General features: G+C 71.0%; 23 protein-coding genes. 3 read left to right on the top strand and 20 right to left on the bottom strand.

The window, feature by feature from the left end; translation table 11 throughout:
* The first annotated feature begins 79 nt into the window (after positions 1-79).
* Both ICC28_RS29530 and ICC28_RS29535 read left to right on the top strand, forming a co-directional pair.
* Positions 80-529, top strand: a complete 450-nt coding sequence (locus tag ICC28_RS29530) for a nucleoside deaminase (RefSeq protein ID WP_188291798.1) — start codon at positions 80-82, stop codon at positions 527-529.
* On the top strand, positions 522-1,520 hold the full coding sequence (locus ICC28_RS29535) for an isopenicillin N synthase family dioxygenase (RefSeq protein ID WP_317454122.1): 999 nt from the start codon (positions 522-524) through the stop codon (positions 1,518-1,520). Before ICC28_RS29530 ends, ICC28_RS29535 begins: the two co-directional genes overlap by 8 nt.
* A gap of 7 nt (positions 1,521-1,527) precedes the next feature.
* On the opposite strand, the gene ICC28_RS29540 is transcribed toward ICC28_RS29535, so the two are convergent.
* The 8 genes from ICC28_RS29540 to hemL all read right to left on the bottom strand — a co-directional run bounded on the left by ICC28_RS29540 (position 1,528) and on the right by hemL (position 9,606).
* Positions 1,528-1,926 (bottom strand): SRPBCC domain-containing protein, encoded by a 399-nt coding sequence (locus ICC28_RS29540; RefSeq protein ID WP_188291800.1) that lies wholly within the window; start codon positions 1,924-1,926, stop codon positions 1,528-1,530.
* A gap of 39 nt (positions 1,927-1,965) precedes the next feature.
* Positions 1,966-3,078: a c-type cytochrome biogenesis protein CcsB gene (ccsB, locus tag ICC28_RS29545; RefSeq protein WP_188291801.1), complete on the bottom strand. Its 1,113-nt coding sequence runs from the start codon at positions 3,076-3,078 to the stop codon at positions 1,966-1,968.
* Entirely contained in the window at positions 3,075-4,781 is a 1,707-nt protein-coding gene (locus ICC28_RS29550; protein ID WP_188291802.1) for a cytochrome c biogenesis protein ResB, read from the bottom strand. Before ICC28_RS29550 ends, ccsB begins: the two co-directional genes overlap by 4 nt.
* 3 nt (positions 4,782-4,784) lie before the next feature.
* Positions 4,785-5,546 carry a cytochrome c biogenesis CcdA family protein gene (locus ICC28_RS29555; protein WP_188291879.1) on the bottom strand — a complete coding sequence of 254 codons (762 nt, stop codon included), beginning with the start codon at positions 5,544-5,546 and terminating at the stop codon, positions 4,785-4,787.
* A 13-nt stretch (positions 5,547-5,559) separates the two neighbouring features.
* Positions 5,560-6,147 carry a TlpA family protein disulfide reductase gene (locus tag ICC28_RS29560; RefSeq protein ID WP_188291803.1) on the bottom strand — a complete coding sequence of 196 codons (588 nt, stop codon included), beginning with the start codon at positions 6,145-6,147 and terminating at the stop codon, positions 5,560-5,562.
* Between the two features lie 66 nt (positions 6,148-6,213).
* Entirely contained in the window at positions 6,214-7,446 is a 1,233-nt protein-coding gene (locus ICC28_RS29565) for a polysaccharide deacetylase family protein (RefSeq protein ID WP_188291804.1), read from the bottom strand.
* 160 nt (positions 7,447-7,606) lie between these two features.
* On the bottom strand, positions 7,607-8,290 hold the full coding sequence (locus ICC28_RS29570) for a histidine phosphatase family protein (protein WP_188291805.1): 684 nt from the start codon (positions 8,288-8,290) through the stop codon (positions 7,607-7,609).
* The gene (hemL, locus tag ICC28_RS29575; RefSeq protein WP_188291806.1) at positions 8,287-9,606 is read right to left on the bottom strand and encodes a glutamate-1-semialdehyde 2,1-aminomutase; all 1,320 of its coding nucleotides are present in this window, start codon (positions 9,604-9,606) and stop codon (positions 8,287-8,289) included. The genes ICC28_RS29570 and hemL overlap by 4 nt, the downstream gene beginning before the upstream one ends.
* A gap of 496 nt (positions 9,607-10,102) precedes the next feature.
* Here hemL and ICC28_RS29580 point away from each other — a divergent pair, with 496 nt between their 5' ends.
* Entirely contained in the window at positions 10,103-10,540 is a 438-nt protein-coding gene (locus ICC28_RS29580) for a hypothetical protein (protein WP_003974483.1), read from the top strand.
* Between the two features lie 99 nt (positions 10,541-10,639).
* On the opposite strand, the gene ICC28_RS29585 is transcribed toward ICC28_RS29580, so the two are convergent.
* The 12 genes from ICC28_RS29585 to ICC28_RS29640 form a co-directional block, all read right to left on the bottom strand.
* Positions 10,640-11,890: a DUF418 domain-containing protein gene (locus ICC28_RS29585; RefSeq protein WP_188291807.1), complete on the bottom strand. Its 1,251-nt coding sequence runs from the start codon at positions 11,888-11,890 to the stop codon at positions 10,640-10,642.
* A 607-nt stretch (positions 11,891-12,497) separates the two neighbouring features.
* Positions 12,498-13,607, bottom strand: coding sequence for a sensor histidine kinase (locus ICC28_RS29590; RefSeq protein WP_188291808.1), 1,110 nt, complete (start codon positions 13,605-13,607; stop codon positions 12,498-12,500).
* A complete protein-coding gene (locus tag ICC28_RS29595; RefSeq protein ID WP_188291809.1) occupies positions 13,604-14,275 on the bottom strand; it encodes a response regulator in 672 nt (223 codons plus the stop codon). Before ICC28_RS29595 ends, ICC28_RS29590 begins: the two co-directional genes overlap by 4 nt.
* Before the next feature lie 253 nt (positions 14,276-14,528).
* Positions 14,529-14,834 (bottom strand): transcriptional regulator, encoded by a 306-nt coding sequence (locus tag ICC28_RS29600; protein WP_188291810.1) that lies wholly within the window; start codon positions 14,832-14,834, stop codon positions 14,529-14,531.
* Between the two features lie 8 nt (positions 14,835-14,842).
* On the bottom strand, positions 14,843-15,301 hold the full coding sequence (locus ICC28_RS29605; protein ID WP_188291811.1) for a hypothetical protein: 459 nt from the start codon (positions 15,299-15,301) through the stop codon (positions 14,843-14,845).
* Between the two features lie 240 nt (positions 15,302-15,541).
* Complete coding sequence (locus tag ICC28_RS29610) at positions 15,542-16,174, bottom strand: sigma-70 family RNA polymerase sigma factor (RefSeq protein ID WP_317454123.1); 633 nt, start codon at positions 16,172-16,174, stop codon at positions 15,542-15,544.
* A 172-nt stretch (positions 16,175-16,346) separates the two neighbouring features.
* The gene (locus ICC28_RS29615) at positions 16,347-16,991 is read right to left on the bottom strand and encodes a hypothetical protein (RefSeq protein WP_188291812.1); all 645 of its coding nucleotides are present in this window, start codon (positions 16,989-16,991) and stop codon (positions 16,347-16,349) included.
* A gap of 221 nt (positions 16,992-17,212) precedes the next feature.
* Positions 17,213-18,457 carry a serine hydrolase domain-containing protein gene (locus ICC28_RS29620; protein WP_223189822.1) on the bottom strand — a complete coding sequence of 415 codons (1,245 nt, stop codon included), beginning with the start codon at positions 18,455-18,457 and terminating at the stop codon, positions 17,213-17,215.
* Positions 18,458-18,744: 287 nt separating this feature from the next.
* Positions 18,745-20,178, bottom strand: coding sequence for a HAMP domain-containing sensor histidine kinase (locus ICC28_RS29625; RefSeq protein WP_317454124.1), 1,434 nt, complete (start codon positions 20,176-20,178; stop codon positions 18,745-18,747).
* Positions 20,179-20,892, bottom strand: a complete 714-nt coding sequence (locus ICC28_RS29630) for a response regulator transcription factor (protein ID WP_188291813.1) — start codon at positions 20,890-20,892, stop codon at positions 20,179-20,181.
* Positions 20,893-20,965: 73 nt separating this feature from the next.
* Positions 20,966-21,556, bottom strand: a complete 591-nt coding sequence (locus tag ICC28_RS29635) for an FMN reductase (RefSeq protein WP_188291814.1) — start codon at positions 21,554-21,556, stop codon at positions 20,966-20,968.
* A complete protein-coding gene (locus ICC28_RS29640) occupies positions 21,553-22,635 on the bottom strand; it encodes an LLM class flavin-dependent oxidoreductase (RefSeq protein ID WP_188291815.1) in 1,083 nt (360 codons plus the stop codon). The genes ICC28_RS29635 and ICC28_RS29640 overlap by 4 nt, the downstream gene beginning before the upstream one ends.
* Positions 22,636-22,640: the final 5 nt, after the last annotated feature.

The following is a 22,640-nucleotide window of genomic DNA, read 5'->3' on the forward strand; positions in this document are numbered from 1 at the left end:
CGCCGCGACCGCCCCGTTCGTTCGGTCCCCCGCGCCTTCTTCGATTGCCCCGGCCCTTCCGCGCCAGCAGAGTGGACGCATGGATCAGGTACAGGCACGTACGTGGCTCGCCGTCGCCGTGGCGGAGGCGCGCGCCGGGCTGGCCGAGGGCGGGATTCCGATCGGCGCCGCGCTGTACGGGGGCGACGGCACGCTGCTCGGCCGTGGGCACAACCGGCGCGTCCAGGACGGCGACCCGTCGACGCACGCGGAGACGGCGGCGTTCCGGAATGCGGGGCGGCAGCGGTCGTATCGCGGGACGACGATGGTGACCACCCTCTCGCCCTGCTGGTACTGCTCCGGCCTGGTACGGCAGTTCGGCATCTCGCGGGTCGTGATCGGCGAGGCGGTCACCTTCCACGGCGGGCACGACTGGCTGGCGGAGCACGGCGTGGAGGTCGTACTGCTGGACGATCCCGAGTGTGTCGGGATGATGCGCGACTTCATCGAGAAGAACCCGGCTCTGTGGAATGAGGACATCGGTGAGTGAGACCCCAGGCCCCGGGCACCCCGGCCGCCCCGGCCCCCGTATCCCCACGATCGATCTGCGGCCCTGGCTGGACGGTGACTCCGAAGCCCGCGCCGCCATCGCCCGTACCGTCGACGAGGCCCTCCAGACCGCCGGGTTCCTGCTGGTGACCGGGCACGGGGTGGATCCGGGGCTGCGGGCGCGGATCCGGGCGACGGCGCGGAGCTTCTTCACGCTGCCCGTCGACGTCAAGCAGCCGTACGCGGCGAAGGTGGGCGGGCGGGGCTGGCTCGGGCCGGGGGCGGAGGCCAACGGCTACGCCGAGGGGACCGAGACCCCGCCGGACCTGAAAGAGTCGCTGACCTTCGCCACGCACGAGCCGTTCGACGATCCGGTCGTCAAAGCGGAGTGGTACGCGCCCAACGTCTGGCCGGACGAGGTGCCCGAGCTGCGGACGCTGTGCGAGGAGTACCTGGCGCGGATGGCCGGGCTGGAGAAGGAGCTGCTCTCGCTGCTCGGCGAGGCGCTCGGGCTCGAACCCGACTTCTTCTCCCGGCACATGGACCATCCCACCTACGGCTTCAACATCAACTGGTACCCGGGTACCGAGGTGGTCGGCGAGCCGCGGCCGGGTCAGTTCCGGATCGGGCCGCACACCGACTTCGGGACGGTGACGATCCTCGACCGGCAGGCGGGGAAGGGCGGGTTGCAGGTCTGGACGGAGGACGGCGGCTGGGAGGACGCGCCCTTCGATCCGGACGCCTTCACCATCAACATCGGTGACCTGATGGCCCGTTGGACCGGCGACCGGTGGCGTTCGGGACGGCATCGCGTACTGCCGCCGCCCGCGGACGCCCCGGCCGAGGAGCTGATGTCCCTGGTCTACTTCGGCGAGTGCACGCCCGGCACCCGCGTGGAGTCGGTGCCCGCGCCGGTGGGGCGGGTGGCGTACGAGCCCGTCGACTCGCACGTGTACCTGCGGGAGAAGCTGGACTCGATCACTGTCGGCTGACGGAGGCCTACGCCTCCAGGGAGGCGATCAATCGTTCGAATCTCATCCTCCAGCGGTCCTCCGACTCCACCCCGCCCCGGAATTCATGGGTGAACCGCAGCGCGCTGCCGTCCTCCCCGTCCCGTTCGAGGTGGAAGCGGATCCGGCCGCCGCCTTCCACCGTGTACTCGGCGATCCGGTCCACGTCCCAGGCCGTGACCTGCCCCGATCCCAGCCCGCGCAGGGAGACCTCCCCGCCGAGCCGGGGTTCGAGCAGGTCCGCCTCGGTGAACCAGCCGGCCAGCCCCTCCGGGGTGGAGAGCACCGGCCAGACCGCCTCCATGGGCCTCGGCAGCCGCACCAGGAAGTGCAGGATGTGCGTGCTCCCGCGGGTCTGACTGGCGCCCTGTTCGATGGATCCGGTCATGACACCAGCGTGGCCCTTGGGAGCGGGATCCGCACGTGTTCAGAAGCCCACGGCCTGGAGGGCGCCGAGGCCCACGTCGGCGTAGGAGTGCTTGCCGGAGACGAAGATGTTGACGCCGTAGTAGTTGAACAGCCAGCAGCCGAAGGCGAGCAGGGCCAGGTAGGCGGCCTTGCGGCCCTTCCAGCCGGCCGTGGCGCGGGCGTGCAGGTAGCAGGCGTAGGCGACCCAGGTGATGAAGGACCAGGTCTCCTTGGGGTCCCAGCCCCAGTAGCGGCCCCAGGCGTCGCCCGCCCAGATCGCGCCCGCGATGATCGTGAACGTCCACAGCGGGAAGACGGCGGCGTTGACGCGGTAGGAGAACTTGTCCAGGGAGGCCGCGGCGGGCAGCCGCTCCAGGACCGAGGAGGCGAACCGGCCCGGCCTTCCGCCGCCCGCCAGCTTGTTCTCGTAGGAGTCGCGGAAGAGGTAGAGCAGCGTGGAGACGGCACCGACGTAGAAGACCGCGCCGCACAGGATCGCCGTGGAGACGTGGATGTACAGCCAGTACGAGTGGAGGGCGGGAACCAATTGGTCACTGGCGGTGTACAAGACAGTGACGGCGAGACCGAGGTCGAGGAGGACCGTGGTGGTCAGGAACAGCCCCAGCCAGCGCACGTTCTTCTTCAGCGCGAGCAGCGTCAGGTACACCCCGACGGCGACGGTGGAGAAGGTGATGTTGAACTCGTACATGTTGCCCCACGGCGCCCGCTGCACCGACAGGGCCCGGGAGAGCACCCCGCCGAAGGCGATGAGGAACGCGAGCACGGTGAGGGACACGGCGATACGGCCGTAGAGGTCGCCCTGCTCGTCCCCGCCGTGCGCGCCGGGGCCGTCGGGCACGTCACGGCTGCCGCTCGTGGCCCGTACGACCACCTGCGGCCGCTCCAGGACGGCGGTGCCGCCCGCCTTCCGCACCGTGACGGCGGGGGCGGCGGCTCCCTTCGTTCTCGTCGCGGTGAGCGCGGCGGCGGTGCGGCCGACCTTGCTGCGGCTGCCGAAGAGCCATTCGGCGATATACGCGAAGAAGGCCAGGGTGTACACGGCCATCGCGGAGTAGATCAGCGTGTTGCTGAGGTTCGCGAGGCTTTCGTTGGTCGCGGCGGCGAGAGTCACTTCTCTGCCCCTTCGGCAGGTGCTGCGGGGTCGGTTGGGTCGGGGTCTTCAGCGGGGTCGGGCGCGCCCGGCGCCCCTTCCTCGTACAGGGTCCCGGCGAGGTCGCCGAGTTCCTCGGGCACCTTGGCGGACTCGCTGCGGCCGAGGCCGGCCATCTCCACGACCGTGACACCGTCGGCGCCCTGCACCGCCCGCACCCACACCCGTCGGCGCTGGATGAACAGGGAACCGGCGAGACCGAGGATCGCGGCGACGGAACCGGCCAGCGCCCAGCCGCTGGCGGGCTGCCGGGTGATCTGGAAGTTCGCCCACTCCTTGGTGTCCTCGTAGGTGACGGAGCCGGCGCCGTTGGGGAGCTGCATGGTCTCGCCGGGGCGCAGGTTCTCCCGCATCTGCTTGCCCTTGGAGTCCTTGAACCCCTTCATGTGCTTCTTGTTGAGCTGGTACACGTTCTGCGGGATGCCGGCGTTGACGCCGAGGTCGCCGTGGTAGGGCTCCAGGTTCAGCACCGGGTTGATCAGTGCGGGGAAGCTGGAGGAGACCTCGTTTCCGGCCGCGTAGGTCGGCAGGAAGGCGGCCTGGAAGGCGAGCTGCTCGCTGACGCCCTTGGCGTTCTTGTAGCCGTCGTAGACCTTGATCACGCCGGAGGAGGTGACGTTGGAGTCGAGCGGCAGCAGCGGTACGGCGTCGGAGAAGACGACCTTGCCCTTGCCGTCCCGGACGGTGATGACGGGGGCGTAGCCGTGGGCGGTCAGGTAGACCTTCGTGCCGTCGATCTCCAGCGGCTTGTTGACCTTGACCACCGTCCGCCTGTCCTCGCCGTAGGCGCCCTCGGAGTAGGTGAGGTCGGCCTGGTAGGTGCGCGGGGTGCCCTTGTTGGGGCCGGAGGTCTCGTAGGTGCCGGTGAACTCCTTCAGGTTGAAGCTGAAGGGCGTCAGGTCGTCGGTGCCGAAGAGGGTGCCGGGCTTGAAGTCGTCGTACTGGGTGAGGGTGTTGGAGAACCCGCCGCCCTCGACGATCAGCTTGTTGCCCTCCATCTTGAACAACTGGCCCCAGGCGAAGGCGACCAGCATCACGATCAGCGCGATGTGGAAGGCGAGGTTGCCGACCTCGCGCAGATAGCCCTTCTCGGCGGCGACCGCGTCACCGGCGACGTGGGCGCGGAAGCGGCGCTTCTTCAGCAGGGCGAGCGCGGCCTCGCGGACCTGCTCGGGCTCGGCCTCGGTGCGCCAGGTGGTGTAGGCGGGCAGCCGGTTCAGCCGCTTGGGGGCGCCCGGCGGGCGGCCGCGCAGTTGGCCGACGAACTGCCAGGTGCGGGGCACGATGCAGCCGATGAGGGAGACGAACAGCAGGATGTAGACCGCGGAGAACCACACCGAGCTGTAGACGTTGAAGAGGCCGAGCTTGTCGTAGATCGGCGCGAGGACCTCGTGCCGGTCGCGGAAGTCGGCGACCTTGGTCTCGTCCGTGCCGGACTGCGGGATCAGCGAGCCGGGGATCGCGCCGAGTGCGAGGAGGAGCAGCAGGAGCAGGGCGACCCGCATGGAGGTCAGCTGGCGCCAGAACCAGCGGGCCCAGCCGACGACGCCCATGGCGGGGACGTTCGCCAGCTCTTCCTTGGGGGTGGTGGAGAGCTGGGATCCGGCGGCGCCGAGGTCCTGCTCCTCGACCTGTTCGGCGTGGTCGGTGGTCGTGTTGCTCATCGATCAGATCCCCACAGTGAAGCCGTCGGACCAGTTCTGCATCTCCGACACCAGGCTGTCCCAGGCTCCGGTCAGCAGCAGCAGACCGGTCGCGATCATCATGGTGCCGCCGATCCGCATCACCCAGACATAGTGGCGCTTAACCCAGCCGAAGGCGCCGAGCGCCTTGCGGAAGGCGACCGCGGCGAGCACGAACGGCACGCCGAGGCCGAGGCAGTAGGCGACGGTCAGTATGGCACCGCGGCCCGCGCTCGCCTCGTTGTAGGACAGGGCGATCACGGAGGTCAGGGTGGGGCCGATGCAGGGCGCCCAGCCGATGCCGAAGAGCGCGCCGAGGAAGGGGGCGCCGATCAGTCCGGCCGCGGGCCGCTTGTGGAAGCGGAACTCGCGCTGGGTCATCCACGGCATCAGACCCATGAAGAAGACACCCATGGCGATCATGAGCACGCCGAGCACCTTGGACAGGACGGCCTTGTGCTCCTGGAGGGTGTCTCCGAAGTAGCCGAACAGGGCGCCGGTGGAGACGAACACGGCGGTGAAGCCGAGGACGAACAGGGAGGCGCCGACGACCATCCGCCCGCGGCGGGCCTCGGCCAGGTCGGTTCCGGCGACGCCGGTGACGTAGGAGAGGTAGCCGGGGACGAGCGGCAGGACGCACGGGGAGAAGAAGGAGACCAGGCCGCCGAGCATCGCGATGGGCAGGGCGATGAGGAGGGCGCCGCTCATCACCGTCTGGTTCGGGTCGGTGGCCGCGGCGAGCGTCATGCTTGCGCTCACGTCACTTCTCCGCGAGGACCGGGTCGATCATCTTGCGCAGCTTGTCCTCGCTGAGCGCGGCCAGCGAGCGGGCGGCGATCTTCCCTTCCCGGTCGAGGACGAGCGTGGAGGGGATCGCCTGCGGGTTGAGCGTGCCCTTCTCGAAGCGGAGCATCAGCTTGCCCGTGGGGTCGTACAGGCTCGGGTAGGTGACGCCCTGCTCCTTCTCGAAGGCGAGGGCGTTGGCGGTGCTGGTGTCGCGGGTGTTGATGCCGACGAACTGCACGCCGTCCGACTTGAGGTCCTTGTAGACCTTCTGGAAGTGGGGTGCCTCGGCGCGGCAGGGGGCGCACCAGGAGCCCCATACGTTCAGGACGACGACCTTGCCCTTGTAGGAGGCGACGTCGAGCTGCTTGCCCTCGATGGTCTTTCCGGACAGGTCGGGAGCCGCGTCCCGCTCACCCCGCTGCACCGTCGAGATGCCGTCCTCGCCCATGACGAAGCCGGTGCCCGAGCCCGAGGACGTGCCGCCGGAGCCGCATGCGGACAGCAGCAACGCGGCGGCGAAGGCACCTGCGAGGGTCAGGGGGGCGCGACGGGCGGCACTCATGTGAAAAGTTTCGCATGTCCGTTCCGGGGATCTTGCGCACCCCCCTTGCGGGTGAGAACCCGCATTTCAGAGGCGCTTCCAGCCCTCCGCCGGGGCCTGTCCCACGTCGAGGGTGCGCAGCTTGTCCAGCACCTCCGGACGCTGTACGTCCAGCCAGTCCACGAACTGCCGGAAGGAGACCAGGCGCACGTCCTCGCCCTTCTCCTTCTCCCGTGCCATGTGCTTCAGCGCCTCCTCGACGGCGTCCATGTAGATGCCGCCGTTCCACTGCTCGAAGTGGTTGCCGACGAAGAAGGGTGCACGGTTTGTCTCGTATGCCCGCTTGAAGCCGGATATGTAGGCCTGCGTCGCCTGCTCGCGCCAGGCGGGGTAGTTGTGGGCGGGCGCGTTCGTGGAGTTGATCGACTGGTTGGCGAGCATGTTGTAGTCCATCGACAGGACCTCGAAGCTGCGGCCGGGGAAAGGTATCTGCTGAAGTGGCAGATCCCACAGCCCCTGCTTCTTCACGGGCCAGACCTGGCGGCCGCCGGGCGAGGAGGCGTCGTAACGCCAGCCGAGTTCGCGGGCGGTGGGCAGCAGGTTGTCCTGGCCGAGCAGACAGGGCGTACGGCCGCCGACGAGTTCCTTGTCGTAGTCGAAGGGCAGCGACTCCAGGTCGGTCCAGCCGCTGTTCGTCCGCCACTCCTTCACGAAGGACTTGGCCTGGTCGATCTCGCTGCGCCACTGCTGCGGGGTCCAGTTGCCGACCGAGCCGGAACCGGCGCAGAAGTGGCCGTTGAAGTGGGTGCCGATCTCGTGGCCGTCGAGCCAGGCGCGGCGGACGTTCTTCAGCGTGTCCTTGATGTGCTCGTCGGTGAGGTAGCCGATGTCGGAGGCGCCGCGCAGGTTGTTCGGGGGGTCGTAGAGACGCTTCTTGGACTCGGGCAGGAGGTAGAGCCCGGAGAGGAAGAAGGTCATGTGGGCGCCGTGTTCCTCGGCGAGGTCGAGGAAGCGCGGGAAGAGGCCGTTGCCGACCTCGCCCGCCCCGTCCCAGGAGAAGACGACGAACTGCGGCGGGGTCTGGCCGGGCTCCAGCGGTACGGGCTTCTCGGGCTGCTTCGGCTGCTTGCCGGTGTAGGAGGTGGAGCCGTCGCCGATGGGACGGGCCGTGGGCTTGGAGTCGGCCGGACGGCGGTCCGGGGAACCGCCGCCCTGCTTCGGCCCGTCTGACGGCTTGTGGGCGCCGCACCCCGCGAGTCCGACGGCAGCGGCACCGGCGACGCCGAGTCCCAGTGCTCCCCTTCGGGTGAGAGTGCGCATGGCATCCCCGTTCGTCACGTGCTTCGGTGGTCACCCATTCAGAGGACGCGACGGACGGGGAGGTTCCTGTTGATCACAGGCATTTAGCAACAAATGTCACGAAGGCGTCACTTGGTGGGCCTGGCGGACGTGGTGTGCCTGGGGCCAGGGCCTGGTGGGCCTACGCCCCGAATGCCTTGTCCTTGCCCTTCACCGGCTTGGCACCCGCCCGCAGATGCGCCGGGACCAGATCGATGGCCGGCTCGGCGTACCCCACGGAGACGATCTTGTCGCCCTGGTACGTGAAGGTCGTCAGGGACGCGAGCGTGCACTGGCGTCGGCGCGGGTCGTGCCACAGCCGCCGCCGCTCGACGTAACTGCGCACGATCCAGATCGGCAGCTGGTGGCTGACCAGCACCGCCTCGTGCCCGCGCGCCCGGTCCTTGGCGGCGTCCAGCGCCCCCATCATCCGGACGACCTGGTCGACGTAGGGCTCGCCCCACGACGGCTTGAACGGGTTGACCAGGTGCTTCCAGTTGCCGGGCTTGCGCAGGGCGCCGTCGCCGACGCCGAAGGTCTTGCCCTGGAAGACGTTGCCCGCCTCGAGGAGCCGCTCGTCGGTGGCGAGGTCGAGGCCGTGCGCCTTGGCGATCGGAGTGGCCGTCTCCTGCGCCCGCTCCAGCGGGGAGGAGCAGACGTAGGTGACGTCCCGGGGGGCGAGGTGCTCGGCGACCCGGTCGGCCATCCGCAGGCCCAGTTCGGAGAGGTGGTAGCCGGGCAGGCGGCCGTAGAGGATGCCGTCCGGGTTGGCGACCTCGCCGTGCCGCATGAGGTGGACGACGGTGATGTCCTGGTTGTCGCTCATGCCTGCGTGGCCTCCGCCGCGGCTCGGGCCGCCGCCGGGAGGGCGTCGGCGATCTTCTGGACGGCCCGCTCGTCGTGGGCCGTGGACACGAACCAGGACTCGAAGGACGACGGCGGCAGGTAGACGCCGTTCGCCAGCATCGCGTGGAAGAACGCGGTGAAGCGGAAGGACTCCTGCTTCTTGGCGTCCTCGTAGTCGCGCACCTCGCGGTCGGTGAAGAACACGGAGAACATGTTGGAGGCGGTCTGCAGCCGGTGCGCGACGCCCTCCTTGGTGAGCGCCTCGGTGACGAGGGCCTGGATCTGCGCGGACACGGCGTCGACCGTGTCGTAGGCCGCGTCGTCGAGGAGGCGCAGCTGGGCGAGGCCGGCGGCCGTCGCGACCGGGTTCCCGGAGAGGGTGCCGGCCTGGTAGACGGGCCCGGCGGGCGCGAGGTGGGCCATGACGTCGGCCCGGCCGCCGAAGGCCGCGGCGGGGAAGCCGCCGCCCATGACCTTGCCGAAGGTCATCAGGTCGGGCACGACACCGTCGACACCGAACCAGCCCGCGCGGCTCGTGCGGAAGCCGGTCATGACCTCGTCGGAGATGAAGAGGGCGCCGTTCTTGTGGCAGGCGTCCTTCAGACCCTGGTTGAAGCCGGGCCGCGGCGGTACGACGCCCATGTTGCCCGGGGAGGCCTCGGTGATCACGCAGGCGATCTCGCCGGGGTGCCGGTGGAAGGCCTCCTGTACGGCCTCCAGGTCGTTGTACGGCAGCACGATCGTGTCGCCGGCCTGGGCGCCGGTGACGCCCGGGGTGTCGGGCAGCGCGAAGGTGGCGACGCCGGAGCCGGCCGAGGCCAGCAGCGAGTCGACGTGGCCGTGGTAGCAGCCGGCGAACTTGATCACCTTGGAGCGGCGGGTGAACCCGCGGGCCAGCCGGATCGCCGACATGGTGGCCTCGGTGCCGCTGGACACCAGCCGTACCTGCTCGACCGGCCCGACCCGGTCGACGATCTCCTCGGCGAGCGCGACCTCGCCCTCACCGGGCGTACCGAAGGAGGTGCCGCGCGCGACGGCCTCCTGCACGGCGGCGATCACCTCGGGGTGGGAGTGTCCGAGGATCATGGGGCCCCAGGAGCACACGAGGTCGACGTAGCTGCGCCCGTCGGCGTCGGTCAGGTACGGACCGGTGCCGGACACCATGAACCGGGGCGTTCCGCCCACGGCACGGAAGGCGCGCACCGGGGAGTTCACGCCGCCGGGCGTGACGGCGGCCGCACGGTCGAATAGAGCCTGCGACACAGGCGCTTCGTATGAATAAGGCAGTTCGCTCATGACCTGCGACTTCCCCGACTTCTCGGACTCCGGTTGCCAGTGACCTCCTCAGAGTAGGGCAGGGGGCGCCGGGGACCGTGGGGCCGCCGCCCGGCCACCGCGTCGATCGCCCGCCCGCTCCCCGCTGACCGGACAACCAGCCCCTGCCCGCCCGCGATCTGCGAAACTGGGGGCAGATACAAGATCCCGCGGACAGGTGTTTCAAACGCACGTTTCGGCGAGCGGCCGTGGGGGAGGTCACTGACACGATGATCGGGTTGCGCGGCGGGGGCCACGCGTCCTAGAAAAGCAGTCGGGTGGAGATATGCATCGCGGTGGCGGACTGGGCGAGGGGACTGACGGCCTGGGTCCTCGACGTGCCCGGCGGGGAAGGCACCGACGCGACGCGGAGGAATCGAACGAACCACGCCAGGGACACGTAGTACCGGGTGAGGAGCCCGAGCGGATCGAACGACGGGACGACCGGCTCCGGGCGTCGAGCAGGAATGGTGGTCGGGTGGGGGTGACGTACAAGTACTTCGGCGCGCCGGACGGCGCGACCGCGGCCCGCGTCCCGATCTCGATGCGTCCCGAGGAACTCGGCGGCGACGAGCTCGGCATGAACGGCATGTTCACCAAGATCAAGCCGGAGACGATGGCCGCGATGGTCCTCACCGGCATCGAGGGCGTCCCGCTCCACAAGGTCCCGCCCCTGGAACTCGTCGTCCTCCACCCCGACTACGCCGTGGTCAAACTCCCCATGACCGTCGTCGACCCCCTGCGCGGCATAGGCGAGGAGGCCGTCGGCGCGGCGGCCTTCATCTGGTCCACGGTCCCGGACCGGGGTGGCCCCCGGGACGCCTTCAACGTCTACCAACTGCTGCACGAGTGGCAGGACTTCAGCCATCGGTTGCATGAGGCGGGGCATCAGCCGTACTGCCTTGTGTGGCCCTGAGCCGGGGTTTCGCTGGGATCGGGCGGGGTTTCGGACCCCGCCCTCGCTGTGCCGGGGCGGCCCGCCTCCACGCTCCGCCCCGGTCTCGGCCGTCCGGTCTCATCTGATGTGCTTCGCCGGCTTGGTGGCGACGTGGAGCAGGTACTCCAGGGGGCCGCGGCGGAAGAAGCGGGACCAGAGCGCGGCGAACACGATCGCGCCGAGGACGAACATGAGCAGCGGGCCCCAGGACTGCTGGGTGCTGGTCCCGGCGGGCAGGGACAGCGCGGACTGTGCGAGGAAGTGGCCGACGTAGGCGGTCAGGGACATGGTGCCCACGGCGATGACCGGTTTGGCCAGGCGGCGCAGTCGTGGCAGGCGGTCCATCGCCACCGTCGCCCCGACGATCACGAGGATCGCGACTCCGACGCTGCCGATGATGTCGAACGTCGTGCCGCTGTGCGGCCCGGCCGTCAGGAGCGTCGACGCCGGCAGGTCGGGGAACGACCCTCCGTCGAAGGGTGCCGACCCGCTGCCGAAGGACACCGACCCGGACCCGCCCGACGACGACCCGTCTTCCGCCATGCTCCGCAACGCGTCCTTTCCGGCGAGGAGCAGGGACATGCCGTACGCGGTCACGGTGAGGGTGGCGCCGAGCGCGGCCAGGCGCCGCTGGACGGTGCCGGAGGACAGGTCGAGGCGGCCCAGCGCCATGCCCGCGATCACGAACGACATCCAGGTGAGCGCCGGGTAGAAGCCGGTGAGCAGCAGATCGAGCACGCCCACCTCGCTGAGGCGGCGCAGTGGATCGTAGGCGTTGATGCTCTGCTGGACCGACTCGCTCAGCCGCGAGGTCAGGAGGAACGCCAACTGCGGTGCTACGACGGCGAATCCGGCGGCGATGAGTGCGAGCGTTCTGGCGCGCAGCCGTACCAGGGGCAGGGCGAGCAGGAAGTAGACGCCGTAGAAGCCGAGGATGATGACTCCGCCGTACTCCATCGCCATCACGGTGCCCAGCGCCAGCAGGATCACGGCGCGGATCGCGATGCGGGCCTTCGCCTGTCGGCCGGCCAGGCCGGTCTTGGGCTCGCTGCGGCCGGCGAGCAGCATCAGCGAGAACCCGGCGAGGGTGGCGAACAGGACCGACGAGTGACCGTCGGCCAGGTACCGGATCCAGCGGGCGACGCCGTCCGTGGCCGACAGCGGGGGGCCGATGTGCACGATGTACATGCCGAACACCGCCAGCGCGCGGGCCAGGTCCACCCCGACCAGGCGGCCCATCGAGGCACCGGGCGAGGCGGGCGCGGCGGACTCGGGCGAGGTGCGGGGCCGCGGAGCTGACGCCTCCTGCGGCGGCTGTGTCTGTGTCATACGAAAAATCTCGCGTGGGCGCCGCGGGGCGGACCATCCGGCAGTGCGCGGCAAGGCCCCCGCCGGTCGGCGGGGGCACCCCTGCCGACCGGCGGAATCGCGTCCCGGCCGGCCTCCAGAGCGACCGAACCAGCCACTCGGCGGGGGTGGACCCGACGGTTGCCGGATGGGCGCGGGGCGGCTCGGCTCCGAGGCTGGAGGCGTGACACACCGGGCGCGAGACGACGAGCGCGAGGACCCCCTCACGTCATCACCCTCCGGCAGAAGGCACAGGGGCGAGTTCGTGGAGCTCCTCGGCCTGACGCTCGCGGCGGGCGCCTTCGTCCTGTACGTCGTGCGCCCCGAGGCCTCCGAAGCGCTGGTGCGCCTCGCCGAGAGGACAGCCGCATTCGCTCCCTGAGAGCCGGCACCGCGGATGACCGGCGCCGACCGGATCGTCGTCATGGAATCCGGAGTCCGGCCGGGTCCGCTCGGTGGGCACCTATGGGGAACTGGTGGCCCGGGAACGGCTGTACGCGCGGCCGGCAGCCGCCCGGCCGCCGGCAGGCGCGCGATGACGGCAGGGAGTTCCGGTCGGCGCCCGATGACGGCAGGGAGTTCCGGTCGGTCAGTCCGCCCGGAGCGGGATCCGCAGCCGTACCCGGTAGCCGCCTTCGGCCGTCGGGCCCGACTCCAGGGTCCCGTGCAGGATGTCGGCCCGTTCCCGCAGGCCGATCAGGCCCTGCTGCGCACCGGGCAGGGCCAGGGAGGGGCGGGTGGGCGCGGTGTTGGTGACGGTCACTCCGACGTCGTCGCCGTCCTGCCACAGTTCGACGCGGGCCGCGGCGCCCGGCGCGTGCTTGCGTACGTTGGTCAGGGCCTCCTGGACCGTGCGGTAGACGGCTCGTTGGGCGGGGGTGCCGACGGCGGGCGGGAGCTCACCGGTCAGCTCCGCCTGAGTGCCGCTTGATTCCACCAGTTGGTGCAGGTCGGCGAGGGTGGGCTGAGGCGTCAGCTCGGTGGCGCGACCGCCGGAGGCGCGCAACAGCGTGACCATGGTGCGCAGTTCGTCGAGCGTGGTGACGCTCAGCGAACGGATCGTGCGGGCGGCCTCCTTGGCGTCCGCGTCCCTGGTGGCGACCTGGAGGGCTCCGGCCCGTACGGCGATCAGACTGACCTGGTGGGAGACCACGTCGTGCATCTCCCGGGCCAGCTGGGCGCGTTCACGGGCGAGCACGGCCTGGGCGTGCAGGGCCCGCTCGTGCTCCCTGGCCTCCTCGATCTCGTCCAGCCGCCGCGCCAGGTCCCGTTGCGCCTGGAGCAGTTGGCCGAAGAGGACCGGGGCGGCGGAGGTGGCCAGGCCGTACACGAAGAAGACCAGCGTCATGGTCCGGTCGGCCTCGGCCAGGGGCCACGGGGTACTGCCCGCGACGGCTGCCAGGACGACGCACACCGCGAGGAGACGGCGGTCGCGGGAGCGCTCGGCCAGGGTGAACAGCGCCACGAGCACAGCGACGGCGACATCCTGCATCAGCGCGACGGGCAGGGTGAGCAGGAACACGGCGAGCGGGAACCGGCGCCGGAACGCCAACGCGGCGCAGCCGACCGCGGCCAGCGAGACCCCGAGGCCCGTGTGCTCCCACATGTTCAGCCATACGTCCACGGCAGCCGCCGCCACCAGAAGGGCGTCGACGACCGGAGGGGGAACCCGCTGCCAAGCAGTGGCGGCGCGGCTCATCGTCCGGCCTGCGACCGCGGGCGCTCGTCGAGCAGCCCGGCCCGCTGCGCCAGCAGGGCGGCCTGCACCCGGCTCGTCACCCGCAGCTTCGTGAGGATGGCACTGACGTGGTCCTTGACCGTACCGGCGCTCAGGTGGATGCGCGCCCCGATGTCCGCGTTCGACAGGCCCTCCGCCACCAGGACAAGGACATCGCGTTCCCGGGCGGTGAGCAGCCGGACGCGGGCCGCCTCCTCGTCGACGGCCGCCCCGCTGCCGGGGTGGTTGCGCAGCAGTGTCCGCGAGGCTTTGGGGGACAGCACGATGCCGCCCGCGGCCAGGGTGCGCACCAGGTGGGCGAGCTGTTCCGGCTCGGTGTCCTTGAGGAGGAAACCGGCAGCGCCGGAGTGCAGCGCGGTCAGGATGTACTCGTCGGCGTCGAACGTCGTCAGCATCGCCACCACCGGCGGATCCGGCATCGCGCGCAGCTCGCTCAGGACGGTGAGCCCGTCGACGTCCGGCATCCGGATGTCCAGCAGCACCACGTCGGGCCGCTCCCGGCGCACGGTCTCCACGGCACCGCCCCCGCCGGCGGTCGCTACGACCTCGATGTCCTCGGCCGCCCCCAGGATGAGTTCGAAGCCGGAACGGACCAGCGCCTCGTCGTCCACCACCACTACCCGGATCACGCGCTCCGCCTCGCCTTCGTCCCTGCCGCCCGGCCCATGCCGACTCGACCCTAGAGCCCCGGCACAGGTCAGGCGGCCAGACAAACGCCGACTCCAGCCACACGGCGGGGCTGCTCCCACCGATCGGCAGGGCTGCGCAGCCTCCTGCCGGCTCATCAGGACCCCTGGGCGCAGGAACCGATCCTGATTTGCGAGGTCGGCCTTGCCGGCACCGCCGCCCCGCCACACGCACTGAGGAGCACGGCACAGGGCGTTACTGAGTCGTACGCAGCCCGTCGGTGAGCCGTCGTAGCTCCGCGACATGGGCGTCGAGCGCTCGGCGTCCCTCACGGGTGAGGCTGACCCAGGTGCGTACCCGTCCGCCCCGGCCGGTCGGTTTGGTGAGGGTCACGTACCCGGCCTCCTGCAAGGTCCGCAGATGCTTGCTGACCACGGAGTCGGCCACCCCGAGCACCTCGCGCAGGACGGCGAACTCGACCTCCGTGGCCGCCGCGAGCGCGACGCAGATCCGCAGCCGGTGCGGCGCGTGGATGACGTCGTCGAACCGGGGCCCCGGCACAGCACCGCTCACCCGGCACCGCCCCGCTCTCCGGCCTCGGCGATGTCGCGCCGCACCCCGGCGTCGTACGCGAATCCGAGCAGCACCGTCGCGGCGCACGCGACGACGGCGATCAGCACCGCGAGCCCGGCGCTCCCGATGAGCGCCGCGCCCCAGATGCTCACCAGCGCGACCATGGCGCGCGCCGCCATGAGCGTGTTCCCGCGCGGACCACGCGGCCACGCGACGGTGACCCCCGTCGCCCGCCGGTCGAACGCCACGAGCACCGCCGCACCGACCACGAGGACCCCGAACGAAAGGGCCGTCCACAGGCCCCTGCTCACCCCGTTCACCAGAACCTGCTGGGCGACCAGCAGGCCGAGCCCGCCGTGGAACCACCACGGCGACCCGACCCGCTCGCTCAGCCTTCCCCGGGCCCGGCGCACCTCGTCGAGCGCCGCCCGGGGGTCGACCGCGTCACTTTCCATACTGGAAAGCTACTGCTGACTTTCCGTCTCGGCAAGTGATGAGGGCGAGGGAAGCCCTACGACGATGCTGCCGACCTTGCGGCTGACCCGCACAAGGACCTCGCCGGCCCGCGCCACAGGCCGCGCCACCTCGACGACCCGCACCACCTCGGGCCCGCCGTACCCGCTCGAACACCGCGGCCCGCATGCCCTTCCCAGGTAGGGGCGCCGGGCCCTGTGGTGCAGGGTGTGGGGCGGGGGTCAGGTGGTGACCAGGTCCGCCAGGGTCTCCCGCGCGCGTGCCACACGCGAGCGGACCGTGCCGACCGGGCAGCGGCTGACCTCGGCGGCCTCGGCGTAGGGGAGGCCTAGTAGTTGGGTGAGGATGAAGGCTTCCCGGCGTTCTGTGGGGAGGGCGGAGAGGAGGTCCAGGAGGGCGATGCCGTCGTCGAAGCCGGGCAGACAACGCGGCTGGGCGTTCTCGACGGCCAGCTGCCAGTCGGGGACGTCGCACAGTCTGGGGCGGGCGGAGGCGTGCCGGTAGCTGTCGATCACCGCGCGGCGGGCGATGGACAGCAGCCAGGAGCGGGCGGATGAACGGCCCTCGAAGCGGTGCAGGCTGCCCAGTGCCCGTAGGAATGTGTCCTGGGCGAGGTCGTCCACAGCCTGGGGATCGGCGCACAGGTGGGCGACGTAGCGCAGGACGTCTCGGTGCAGGGCGCGGACCACTTGCTCGACCGCGTCCGTGTCGCCGGCTCGGGCGGCGAGCGCCCATGCCGTTGTCGACTCGTCGAGGGCTGCCCGTCTTGCGGAGTTCTCGGTGTTCTCGGCGTTCTCGGCGTTCTCGGCGTTCTCGCTTCGCTCGCGGGAGGTGAGCGGGGCAGAAGTGATCACGTGGTGTCCTTCTCGTCATCCGTGATCCGGACCGCCGGCACACACACGCACACGCACGCGTACGCGGGCGGTCCGGTAAATGGGGAGACGGCCGTACGGCACCTGCGGGGGCGTACGACCGGGGCCCGGGGCGTGTCCGTGTCCGTGCACGGCCCCGGGAATCCGGCTGTCGTCAGGCGACAGCAGGCCCCACGGGCGGACCCCGAGAAGTGATCGCGTGGACGAGGAGGAGGCGCGGGGCGCGTTCCGAGCGGCGTCGGCGTGCGCGGATGCGCAGGCGCCGCGGGGGAACGACGAGCCGGGCGAGCGACAGGCGCAGTGGCGCCGCCAGCCATCCGGCCACGGCCCGCAGGATGCGGAAGGCGGCCCTCTCGCCGTGGGCCAGCCACAGTCCGGTGAGGAGCGCGGCCAGCAGGTGGGCGGCGAGCATGCCGAACGACGACGAGCCGTCGGAGGCGGACTCCATATGGGCATGCGCATGGCCCATGTCCATGACGTCCACCGGCATGGCGTGCCCGGCGTGCAGGTGCGGCGCCGGTCCCATGTCCCCGGCGGGGCGGCCCTGCGACTGTGCGGAGGAGAAACCCGCGTGCAGCCCGGTCTGCGCCGCCACCACGACCGCCAGGATCAGCGGCAGGCCCCGCTCACGCCCCGCCAGGGCCCAGCCCACGCCGCCGGTGACGGCCGCGCCTGCCAGCAGCGTCCGGCCCGGTACATGACTGCCGGACATCAGGACGTGGCCCAGGGCGGCGAGCAGCACGCACACGGCCGCGAACACCGCGGCCCGTATCGTGCGCGTACACCACCCTGCTGTCATGGCGCCCCATCCTCGCATCCGGGCACGGTCCGTCAGGTGGGGGTACGGATCCACCCCCGTGCCGCGCTCAACCGGCGGGGCCCCCACTTCGTCCCCACCGTCCGCGGCACCACTGCCCGGCGGCGACCATCAGGCACGGACCGTCATCACCGTCGCCTCCGCCATCGCCGTCGCCTCCGCCGTCGCCTCCGCCGTCGCCTGCGCCTGCGCCTGCGTCGAACTCAGCGCTCGCAGAACTCGGTCTCGACGGCCGCGTCCTCCAGCCGCTGCTCGCCCCAGTCGCCATTGCGGTTCATGGTCATGACGCGTCGGCCGTCCGCCGAGGCGAGCGCCCGGGTCGCGGAGCCGGGGATCATGCCGCCGTGGCCCCACGCCCAGCAGCCCTCCTTGAGCTTGAAGTGCCGTATGCCGAGGCCGTAGCGGTCCTGTGGACCACCGTGCCCCTTGTCGCCGTCGACGTGGACGGCGTCGAGCAGTTGCCGCTGCTGGGCGGGCGGCAGCAGCTCACCGGCCAGCAGCTTGGACAGGAACGTGTTCACGTCTCCGACGGTCGAGATCATCTGTCCGGCGGAGAAGGCGACGGTGGGGCTGAACTCGGTGACATCGCGCACCTTCGCCTCCGGCCCGTCCTGGAAGAGCGTGGAGTAGTGCCTCGCGTGCGGTGCGGGCAGTTGGGGCGCGGTGCCCGGCACGCTCGTGCCACGCAGGCCGAGCGGCCGGATGACGAGACGCTCCACCGCCTGCGCGTAGGTGCCGCCGGTGGCCTTCTCGATGATCATGCCGGCGACGACGTAATTGGTGTCGGAGTAGTCCCACCTGCCTGGCCTGCCGGGCCGACTTCCCTGCTCCGGCTGGAAGTTGGGCGGGTGGGCGAGCGCGATGTCCACCAGCTGTTGCGGGGACCACTTGGTGTGGCGGTTCCGGTCGAACTCGTCCCCCGCGTACAGGGCGCGGAAGCCCTCGTCCATGTTGTAGTCGAAGATGCCGCTCGTGTGGTTGAGCAGGTGCCGCACGGTGATGTTCCCGGGCCGGTAGCCCTTGCCGCGCACGACCCCCGGCAGCCATTCCTCCACGCTGTCGTCCAGCGAAATCCTGCCCTCGGCTTCGAGGCCGAGCAGCACCGTGGCGGTGAAGGTCTTGGTCACGCTGGCGATACGGAACTTCTCGTCGGTGTTCCTCGGCCGCTCGGTGACCAGGTCACCGACACCGGCCCGGCCGTCCCACACGCCGCGCGCGTCCTGTACCCGGGCGATGACGCCGGGGGTGCCTTGCGCGACGATCTCGTTCAGTACGGCCTGGGTCCTCGCGTGCGCGGCCGGTCCGCCCGCGTCTAATCGGGGCGGAGTTTGATGGGCCGACCGAGCCGGTGTGCCGGTGAGCGCTCCCAGCGCGACGGCTGCGACGGCAAGGGCGGCAAGAGTGGCAAGGGCGACGAGGAGTCCACGGGAGGACAGTTGACGGTTCATGAGAACAGCAGACCAAGTGCTCCCATACCCACACCATCGGGGACATCCCGGAAAGGGGTCGGTGACCCTACCTAGGGGGTGCCGCCCGCACGAGGGCCGCGAGCAGACGAAGGTGCCCGAGCAGACGAAGAAGGCCGAGCAGACGAAGAAGGCCGCAAGCAAACGCAGGCACGCCACCGACAAGTGCCCGACCAGCCCCTACCGACAACCGCCCGCCCCCCACCGCGAACCCGATCCCAGGCTCTACCGACAACCGCCCGCCCCCACCGCGAACCCGATCCCAAGCTCTACCGATAACCACCCGCCCCCACCGTGAACCCAATAACCGTCCCGCCCCCGGCCCGCCGCGCGGCGAACGTCGCGCCGCCGTGTGCCAGAGCGACCTCCCGCACGATCGACAACCCCAGCCCCGACCCCGGCAGGGACCGGGCATCCGCGGCCCGGTAGAAGCGGTCGAACACATGGGTCAGATCGGCCTTGGTGATCCCGGGCCCCCTGTCCAGCACCTCGACCCGCACCGTGCCCGGCACCGCAGGACCCGCCACGTTGATCTCGATCGGCGCCACTGCGTCGCGATCGAACTTCGCCGCGTTCTCCACGAGGTTGGACAACGCCCGCTGCAGCATCCCGGCCCGCCCGTCGACGACCGTGCACCCGCCGGCCCGCACCACGACGCTCCGCCCGGTACGCCGCCGGGCCAGCCCCGCGACATCCTCGGCGAGCTCCGCGAGATCGACCCGCTGCGGCGGCTCGGAGTCGGACTGCCCGGCCGCCAGGTCGACCAACTCGTTGACGAGATCGGTCAGTTCACGCGCCTCCTGGGCGAGGTCGGCGACGAGTTCCTCACGCGTGGCGGGCGGAAACTCGTCGATGCGCCGCAGCAGCGAGATGTTCGTACGCAGCGACGTCAGCGGCGTACGCAGCTCGTGCCCCGCGTCCTGCACCAGCCGCCGCTGGTCCTCCTCCGACTGGGCGAGCCGCCCCAGCATGCGGTCGAAGGCGCGGCCGAGGCGCCCCACCTCGTCGTAGCCGGCGACCGGCACCTGGACGCCGAGGTGCCGGGTGCGGGCGACGTCCTCCGCCGCCGCGGTCAGGACGATCAGCCGCCGGGTGATGCGCCAGGCCAGCCACCAGCCGAACAGTCCCGCGCCGACGACCACCGCGGACATCAGGACCAGCGTCCGCTGCTGAAGGGCCCGCAGCAGGTCCTCCGTGTTGCTGAACTCCTGCGCGACCTGCACCGCCCCGCGGCCGCCGCCCAGCGAGACGGTCGCCACCCGGTAGACGTCGTTGCCGACGTCGACGTCCGCGTGCACGACGGTGCGCCCGGACACCTGCCGGCCCGCGATCCGCCGGTCGGCGTCGGTGACCGGCAGCCCGGGATCGCCGGGGTCGACGACCGAGCCGTCCGGGCCCAGCACCTGCACATCGGTGCGGGCGGGCCGTACCAGGTCGTGGCCGGGCGCGGTGGAGGAGAAGTCCTCGGGGTCCATACGGCGCTCGCGCACCTCGTCGCGCAGGTCCTGCACGACCTCGTCGAACACGGACTGCTGGTCGACGCGGACCAGCCGGGCGGCGGCGCTGTAGGAGAGGATGCCGACGACGACGGTGACGGCGGCGGCCACCGCGGCGAAGGACACCGCGAAGGTGGTGCGCAGTGAGACCAGCCGCGGACGCCGGCCCTTGAGCAGCCGCAGCCGCAGCCGCCCGACGCGGCCCACTCAGTTCTCCCGCAGCACGTAACCCACACCGCGCACCGTGTGGATCAGCGCGGGCGCGCCCGGCTCGTCGAGCTTGCGGCGCAGATAACCGACGTAGACGGCGAGGTTCTTGGAGCCGGGCCCGAAGTCGTAGCCCCAGATGCGGTCGTAGATGGTGGAGTGGTCGAGCACGATTCCCGCATTCCGTACGAGCAGCTCCAGCAGCTCGAACTCGGTGCGGGTCAGCTCCAGCTCGCGCCCGCCGCGCCAGGCCCGGCGCGCCTGCGGATCCATGCGCAGCCCGGCGGCCTCCACCAACCGCTGCTCGGGCGCCGGGGCCGGTACGTCCACGACCACCGGCGGCTCCTGTCCGGTGCGGCGCAGCAGGGCGCGCAGCCGGGCGAAGACCTCCTCCACGTCGAACGGCTTGACCACGTAGTCGTCGGCGCCCGCGTCCAGTCCTGCGATGCGGTCCTGGGTCTCCACGAGCGCCGTCAGCATCAGGATCGGCGTGCGGTCGCCCTCGGCACGCAGCACCCGGCAGACCTGGAGGCCGTCGATGCCCGGCATCATCACGTCCAGGACGAGCACGTCCGGCGGCGCGGTGTGGGCCTGCGCCAGCGCCTCCACACCGTCGGCGACCGCGGTGACCCGGTAGCCCTCCAGGGTCAGGGCGCGCTCCAGGGCGTGCCGGATGGCGCGGTCGTCTTCGGCGAGCAGAACGGTGTGGGGCACGCGGCCAGTGTGCCAAGGCGGCCGGTCGTCCGGCGTGACGAGCAGCTCACCGGCCTGCCTTCTTACTGGCCTCTCACCCGGCGGGGCGAAGCGCGGCGAGCTGTTCCTCGAAGGGCACGAACCGCTCCTCGGCGGGCTTCTTCGCGGACAGCCCGCTCATCAGCCCCGCCAGCTCCCCCGCGGCCCGCTCGATCCGCCCGTCCAGCCCCTGCGCACCCCAGTCCTCCGAGGCCGCGTACACCCCGGTGGGTACGACGACGGCACGCAGGTAGGCGAAGAGCGGGCGCAGGGCATGCTCCAGCACCAGCGAGTGCCGGGCGGTGCCGCCGGTGGCCGCGACCAGCACCGGCTTGCCCGCCAGCGCGTCCTTGTCGAGCACGTCGAAGAACGACTTGAACAGCCCGCTGTACGACGCCGAGAACACCGGCGTCACCACGATCAGCCCGTCCGCGCCCGTCACCGCCTCCTGCGCGGCCGCGAGCCCTCGCCCGGGGAACCCGTTGGTGAAGTTGTGCGCGATCTCCACGGCGAGGTCGCGCAGCTCCACGACCTCGACCTCGACGTCGGCCGGGGCCGCCCCGGCGACGGCGGCGGCCAGCCGGTCGCCGAGGAGCCGGGTGGAGGACGGGACGCTCAGTCCCGCGGAGACGACGACGAGCTTCATTTGGTGGTCACCTTCCCGGTGAGCAGGGACGAGTGGGTGGGGGCGTCGGGCACGTCCGTCGGACGCCCGGCCGCGAACTCCTTGCGCAGCACCGGCACGACCTCCTCGCCGAGCATGTCGAGCTGCTCCAGCACGGTCTTCAGCGGCAGTCCGGCGTGGTCCACCAGGAACAGCTGGCGCTGGTAGTCGCCCGCGTACTCGCGGAAGGACAGCGTCTTCTCGATGACCTGCTGCGGGGAGCCGACGGTCAGCGGGGTCTGCTCGGTGAAGTCCTCCAGGGAGGGGCCGTGGCCGTAGACCGGGGCGTTGTCGAAGTACGGACGGAACTCGCGCACCGCGTCCTGGGAGTTCTTCCGCATGAACACCTGCCCGCCGAGCCCGACGATCGCCTGCTCGGCGGTGCCATGCCCGTAGTGGGCGTAGCGGCTGCGGTACAGCTCGACCATCCGCTTGGTGTGGTCGGCCGGCCAGAAGATGTTGTTGTGGAAGAAGCCGTCGCCGTAGTACGCGGCCTGCTCGGCGATCTCCGGGGAGCGGATGGAGCCGTGCCAGACGAAGGGCGGCACGCCGTCCAGCGGGCGCGGGGTGGCGGTGAACCCCTGGAGCGGGCTGCGGAACTTGCCCTCCCAGTTCACCACGTCCTCGCGCCAGAGCCGGTGCAGGAGGGCGTAGTTCTCGATGGCGAGGTTGATGCCCTGCCGGATGTCCTGCCCGAACCAGGGGTAGACGGGGCCGGTGTTGCCACGGCCCATCATCAGGTCCACCCGGCCGTCGGCCAGGTGCTGGAGCATCGCGAAGTCCTCGGCGATCTTCACCGGGTCGTTGGTGGTGATCAGCGTGGTGGCCGTCGACAGGACGATCCGCTCGGTCCGCGCCGCGATGTAGCCGAGCATGGTGGTCGGCGACGAGGGCACGAACGGCGGGTTGTGGTGCTCGCCGGTCGCGAAGACGTCGAGCCCGACCTCCTCGGCCTTCAGGGCGATGGCGACCATGGCCTTGATGCGCTCACGCTCGGTCGGCGTCCGGCCGGTGGTGGGGTCCGGCGTGACATCGCCGACGCTGAAGATCCCGAACTGCATGGTCG

Origin of the sequence: Streptomyces sp. TRM68416 (assembly GCF_014596915.1) — a bacterium.
In the GTDB taxonomy this organism is placed as follows: Bacteria; Actinomycetota; Actinomycetes; order Streptomycetales; family Streptomycetaceae; genus Streptomyces.